Below are 5562 nucleotides of genomic sequence, written 5' to 3' on the forward strand. Positions count from 1 at the left end.
CCGCTACGACAAACGCGCCTACGTCTTCCTGGGAACCGTCACGGTCGCAGCCTTGGTCATCTGGCTCCGCACGTGATCCAGGAAACAGCTCCTAGCACCGAGCCGCTCGCCCCCTCGCGCAGCTTGGCACCGAGCCGCTTCCCCCCTCACCGCCTGGCACCCAGCCCCTCGCCCCCTTGCGCAGCCCCTCGCCCCCTCGCGCCGCCTGGCACTGAGCCGTTCTCCCCGCCCCTTTCCTCGGTCAGGCGTGCCGACGCTCCCGCACCGCCTGTCCGCCGCCGCCCCCCGGATCCGGTTCTTGCAGGTCGAGGCCCGCTCACCGTTACCAGGGCACCGGCCGTCCTCGCCGAAGAACCCGCCGGTCGGTCCGTCCGCACCGAGCGTGGCCAGGCGCGCACCACGACAGCGGCGCCCTCGCCTCCCCGACACAAGCCGCGTCGGCCAAGGCCTTCCTGTCGGCCACGGTGTCCCGGATCGCGATCGACGTGCTGCGCTCGGCGCGCGTCCGGCGGGAGGAGTATGCCGGGCAGTGGTTCCCCGAGCCGCTGCTGGCCGACCCGTACGAGGATCCGGTGCGCTCGGCGGAGCTGGCCGACTCGGTGTCGATGGCGGCGCTGTTGCTGCTGGAACGGCTCAGCCCGCTCGAGCGGGCGGTGTTCGTGCTGGGGGCGGTGTTCGTGCTGCGGGAGGTGTTCGGGTTCGGCTTCGGGGAGGTCGCCTCGGCGGTGGGCAGGTCGGAGGCGGCGTGCCGTCAGCTCGCGGTGCGGGCGCGCCGCCACATGGACGCGGGACGCGCTCGGTTCGAGGCGGATCGCCGGGAGCGAGAAGAACTCGCCGAGCGGTTCTTCGACGCCTTCCGGGAGGGAAACGTGGACGGGCTGCGGAACCTGCTGGCCGCCGACGTGCAGATGGTCGGCGACAGTGGCGGCAAGGCCCCGCTGTGGGGCACAGGTGTCTTCGGCGCCGAGAACGTGTCCCGGATGCCGGCCGCGTTCGTCGCGCCGTTCGTCCGGATCGGCGGTGTCGTGGCGCCGCATGAGGTGAACGGCCAGCCGGGCGCGATCTTCCGCGACCGGGACGGCAAGGTCGTCAACACCTTGGCGCTCGACATCCTCGACGGACAGATCCAGGCGATCCGCGCGGTGATCAACCCCGACAAGCTGCGGCACCTGGGCCCGGTGGCGGACGCCTGGGCGGTCGTTCGCGAGACGAACCAGGCCCGCCGGCCCAAAGACTGACCGCAAGAGCCGGCCGCGCTCCGGGTACGCCCGTACGCCGGCCGGCACCGCTACACCCTGGCCGCCTCGACCAGGCGAACGGCAGATCCAACCGGCCGTTGAACGCCATCGACGTGCGGTCCGACGCCGACACGCGGGCAGCCGCCGCACGGAGCAGCGGGCCGGGATGCACGGACCAACGGCCGATCGTGGGCATACGGAAAGGACATGTGCCACCTGACGTGGACATCTGCGCCAGACCAGCCTCCCCAGGACCGGCCCGGCGCACAGTCACACGTCAGGTGCTCTCGATCTCCACATGCGCGGGCGCGAGCAGGAACACCCGGTCCGCGATGCGCTCGATCCGACCGTCGCACCCGTAGGCCAGCCCGGCCGCGAAGTCGACCATCCTGGTGGCCTCCGGCATAGGCATGCCGGTGACGTCCATGATGACCGTCTGCCCCTCGCGGAAATGCTGCCCGATCAACGGTGCGTCGTTGTATTTCAGCGGCTGGACCATCACGATCCGTGACGACTCGACGGTGGACCGCCACCGCTTCGCGGCACGCTCCGACGCCGGCATGTACTCGTCTTCGTACTGCTCGTCGTCGTATCCGTCATCGTATTGGTCGATCCCGCCCAGGCCAAGGTAGCTCACCACCTTGCGCACTGCCCCCATCGGCTTGTCCTTTCCTCAGGAACTCACCGTAATCGGCACGTCCCTACACATTGGACGGTAACCGACGATTCGACGTTCGCCATGCGACACGCCCAACACATATTCCATTTTGTACGGCAAGCGTCCCGGTTTCGACTGGATATCGGCCACCTATAGCATCGAGCTCATGCGCCTGTTCACCGTCGACGCCTTCACTGACACAGCATTCCACGGTAATCCTGCCGCTGTCTGCCTCCTGGAGTCAGCCGCTTCCGACACTTGGATGCAGTCCGTGGCCGCCGAGATGCGGCTCTCCGAGACGGCGTTCCTGCTGGGTAATTCGTTGCGGTGGTTCACTCCGGCGGTCGAGGTATCGCTGTGCGGTCACGCGACGCTGGCCACCGCCCATGTGCTCTATTCCACAGGAGCGGCCAACGGAGAGATCCAATTCGCGACGAAGGGTGGAATCCTCACCGTCAATCGCTCCACCGACGGACTGATCTCGATGGATTTCCCCGCCAAAGAAGTGACGCCGGCCACTGTTCCCGACGGGCTGGAAAAGGCGCTCGGAGCTGCGGTAGCAGGTGTCGGACGCAGCGAGCTCGACCTCCTCGTCGAGCTGGAGTCGGAAGAAGCGGTCCGCTCGCTCGACCCCGACATCACCGCCCTCGAGACCGTCGACGCGCGCGGCATCATCGTCACCGCCCAGGCCGCCGTTCCAGCCACTGAATCGCCTGCGGCACCAGCCGACGCCACCTCCGCCGCTCCGGACACCGTCCGCTACGACTACGTGTCGCGATTCTTCGCCCCACGCGTCGGCGTCCCCGAGGATCCGGTCACGGGCTCGGCTCATTGTGCCCTCGCCCCCTTCTGGGCGGCTCGCCTCGGCCGGGCCTCGCTGGTCGGCGCCCAGCTGTCGGCCCGCGGCGGCCTCGTCCGTACGACCGCGCGGGGCGACCGCGTGGACCTGGCAGGCCGAGCGGTCACCGTCATCTCCGGAGAGCTCCTGGTCAACCCGTAGGCACCTCGCCGGCGGCCGGCGACAGGCACGTACCCACGCACGCCCGCCGCCGGCGCAGACACCCTCACGCCGCCCACCGTCAGGACCTGCACCCACACGCCCCCCTCCGCCCGGACGGGCACCACGCGCCGCCGACCGCCCGGACCGACACCCACACGCTGCCAACCGTCGGAACGAACACCCGCGCGCCGCGAGCCATCGGGACGGGCGCCCAGGCGCCGCAGGTCACCATCACTTCCGCACACGTCGACCACTTCCGCACACGTCGACCAACCGATCAGGCGGTCAGCGGACCGGTCAGGACGCGCCGCCCCGCTGACCGATTCCCCGCCCAGCCGAACACCTCGTCGTCGCTCGGCATGCGGCCCCACACCATCAACACCAGGTCCTCAGCCCTGCCGGACAGCTCGGCCACCGGGGCGCCCGGCCCGTACGTCCACGAACGACCGATGTCAGAGGCAACCAGCCGCAGCGCGTGATCGGGCGCTTGAGCCCGCCCCCGCACGATCTGGCGCGGCGCCATCACCTCGAACACCTCGGCCACCCCTTCACCCGCCAACTCCGGATCGAGGGGACGGGCCGTACCCGTCGCCCGCTCGGCGTCCCACCGGTGCAGCAGAGCCTCCACACACCGGCGCCGCTGCCAGAACCCGACCGTCGCCGGCGGGTGGAACGTCCACGCCTCGGCCGCCGGGTCGACGTCCAGCGCCGCCAGCAACGTTTGCGACGCCGCGTCGAACCACTCCCTCAACCCGGCGGGATCCAGCGGCGCGGCCGGTGGCACGAAGTCGCCCCGCTTCTCCGTCACTGCCTTGGCGGCCCAGAGGTTCGATCCGCCGAGGTGTTCGGCGAGGTCGCGCAACGTCCAGTCGCCGCAGGACTCGATGGGCGCGGACAGATCACCGTCAAGGCAGGCGCGGAAGGCGTCCAGCTCACGCCGGAGGTGGGGGAGAAAGTCCATGCCAGGCACCGTAGCGGCCGTCTCCGACAATCCGGCGGAGCCAACCACGCGATATGTACGGTCACCGTCCATGGTACGCGTCGTAGTACCGCAATCTTCCCTATCACTCCCTCAATCCTCTAAGTTAGGGACCGATGAAGGAAGAACTGTACTCCGTTGAGCAGGTGGCTCACCGGCTCGGACTGCATGTGCGCACCGTACGCGCCTACATCCGAACCGGCCGCCTCAAAGCGGTACGGATCGGCAAGCAGTATCGGATCGCCCGTGCCGACCTCGAGGCGCTGATCGGGCGGCCGCAGCCGGACCCGGACCAGCCCGCCCGCGTCGCGACGGCGGAGGTGTCGAGCATCGTACAGATCGACGGCGTCGACCGGGCCGCGGCCGACCGGTTGAGCACGCTCGTGCAGGCCGCGGCGAACACCGGTCACGACCCCGCGCACCCCCTACGCGTCCAGACCGTCCACGACGAGGAACGGGACCGTATGAAGCTCGTGATCCTGGGCGGCACCGCCGCCACCGCCGAGATGCTGCGCCTGCTCGACACCATCCTCTACGGCGACAGCAGCCTGCTCGGCAGGGAGGACGACCGTGCCTGAGTGGATGGCGAGGCAGTAACAGTAAGGAGTCGCATCGAATCAGTGGCACCGACCATCCACCGGATGGACACCCAGTACCTCAAGCCTGGCCCCGATCGCCGGATAGGCATCCAGCACCTCAAGTCTGGCCCCGATCGAAGGCCGGCGTCTCGACATGTACCGACCGTGTGCGGAGGATCCGCGATGATCACTGAACCCAAGCCGCCCCAGGCGATCGCCGCGAACCTGGTGGAGATTCCCGCCGGCGAGGTCGTCCTTCGGGACGAGGGCACGAAGACGCACTGGACGGTCGAGGTCGGAGCCTTCCGCATGGCGCCGTATCCCGTGACCTGTGAGGAGTACCACGCCGTCATCGGCGGGGCGACCACCAGCCCGTCGAGGTCGCGAACGCCGGTGACCGAAGTCTCCTGGATGGACGCCGTTCGGTTCTGCAACCGGCTGTCGGCGGCGACGGGGCTCCAACCGTGCTACTCGATGGGGGAAGACCCCGACGGGCAGGACACGGTCTGCGACTGGGAAGCTGACGGCTACCGCCTCCCGTCCGAGGCGGAGTGGGAGTACGCGTGCCGGGCCGGCACATCCGCCGTCCGCTACGGAGAGCTGGACGAGATCGCCTGGTATCGCGGGAACTCCGGCGGCGAGGTGCACGATGTCGGGACCAAGGCGCCGAACGCGTGGGGCCTGCACGACATGATCGGCAACGTGTGGGAGTGGTGCTGGGATGTCTACGATCCCAGCGTCTACGGCCCGTATCGCGTCTTCCGCGGCGGTGGCGCGCATGATCGCCCTCGTGGCTGCCGAGCGTCGTGCCGCCGCAAGAGCCACCCGAGCTTCCGCATCGACGACCTGGGCTTCCGCCTCGCCCGCGCACGGTGACGGCAACAGGTTGCGGCTTACCCGGCCCCCGCCATACAGCATTCCGTTGGCTGAGGCCCGCCCACCTTCGGCGACGCAGGGTTCTTTGGCTCGGCCTGCCCGCCCTCTCGCGACGCAGGCTTCTGCCCGCTGCGGCTTGCCCGCCCTCTCGCGACGCAGGCTTCTGCCCGCTGCGGCTTGCCCGCCCTCTCGCGACGCAGGCTTCTGCCCGCTGCGGCTTGCCCGCCCTCTCG

Annotated in this window: 6 protein-coding genes; 4 read left to right on the top strand and 2 right to left on the bottom strand. The window is 69.5% G+C overall.

The annotated features are described in order from the left end of the window. Window positions 1–464: 464 nt before the first annotated feature. The gene (locus ACWENQ_RS45905) at window positions 465–1238 is read left to right on the top strand and encodes a sigma factor-like helix-turn-helix DNA-binding protein (RefSeq protein WP_452419788.1); all 774 of its coding nucleotides are present in this window, start codon (window positions 465–467) and stop codon (window positions 1236–1238) included. A gap of 277 nt (window positions 1239–1515) precedes the next feature. Here the strand turns inward: ACWENQ_RS45905 and ACWENQ_RS45910 are convergent, their stop codons facing one another. Next, window positions 1516–1896: a cell division protein SepF gene (locus ACWENQ_RS45910; protein WP_354914201.1), complete on the bottom strand. Its 381-nt coding sequence runs from the start codon at window positions 1894–1896 to the stop codon at window positions 1516–1518. Between the two features lie 166 nt (window positions 1897–2062). Between ACWENQ_RS45910 and ACWENQ_RS45915 the strand changes: the two genes are divergently transcribed. Further along, on the top strand, window positions 2063–2896 hold the full coding sequence (locus ACWENQ_RS45915; RefSeq protein WP_452419789.1) for a PhzF family phenazine biosynthesis protein: 834 nt from the start codon (window positions 2063–2065) through the stop codon (window positions 2894–2896). 277 nt (window positions 2897–3173) lie between these two features. On the opposite strand, the gene ACWENQ_RS45920 is transcribed toward ACWENQ_RS45915, so the two are convergent. Further along, window positions 3174–3857, bottom strand: coding sequence for a maleylpyruvate isomerase family mycothiol-dependent enzyme (locus ACWENQ_RS45920; RefSeq protein WP_452419790.1), 684 nt, complete (start codon window positions 3855–3857; stop codon window positions 3174–3176). A 134-nt stretch (window positions 3858–3991) separates the two neighbouring features. On the opposite strand from ACWENQ_RS45920, the gene ACWENQ_RS45925 reads away from it, so the two are divergent. Then, the gene (locus ACWENQ_RS45925) at window positions 3992–4453 is read left to right on the top strand and encodes a helix-turn-helix domain-containing protein (RefSeq protein ID WP_452419791.1); all 462 of its coding nucleotides are present in this window, start codon (window positions 3992–3994) and stop codon (window positions 4451–4453) included. Window positions 4454–4678: 225 nt separating this feature from the next. After that, complete coding sequence (locus tag ACWENQ_RS45930; RefSeq protein ID WP_452419792.1) at window positions 4679–5329, top strand: formylglycine-generating enzyme family protein; 651 nt, start codon at window positions 4679–4681, stop codon at window positions 5327–5329. The last annotated feature ends 233 nt before the right edge of the window (window positions 5330–5562 follow it).

This window comes from Nonomuraea sp. NPDC004354, from assembly GCF_053602555.1.

What these genes read in the sequence shown, in the direction of transcription:
- ACWENQ_RS45910 (WP_354914201.1), bottom strand. Translation starts at nt 1,896, where the DNA reads ATGGGGGCAGTGCGCAAGGTGGTGAGCTACCTTGGCCTGGGCGGGATC.
- ACWENQ_RS45915 (WP_452419789.1), top strand. Translation starts at nt 2,063, where the DNA reads ATGCGCCTGTTCACCGTCGACGCCTTCACTGACACAGCATTCCACGGT.
- ACWENQ_RS45920 (WP_452419790.1), bottom strand. Translation starts at nt 3,857, where the DNA reads ATGGACTTTCTCCCCCACCTCCGGCGTGAGCTGGACGCCTTCCGCGCC.
- ACWENQ_RS45925 (WP_452419791.1), top strand. Translation starts at nt 3,992, where the DNA reads ATGAAGGAAGAACTGTACTCCGTTGAGCAGGTGGCTCACCGGCTCGGA.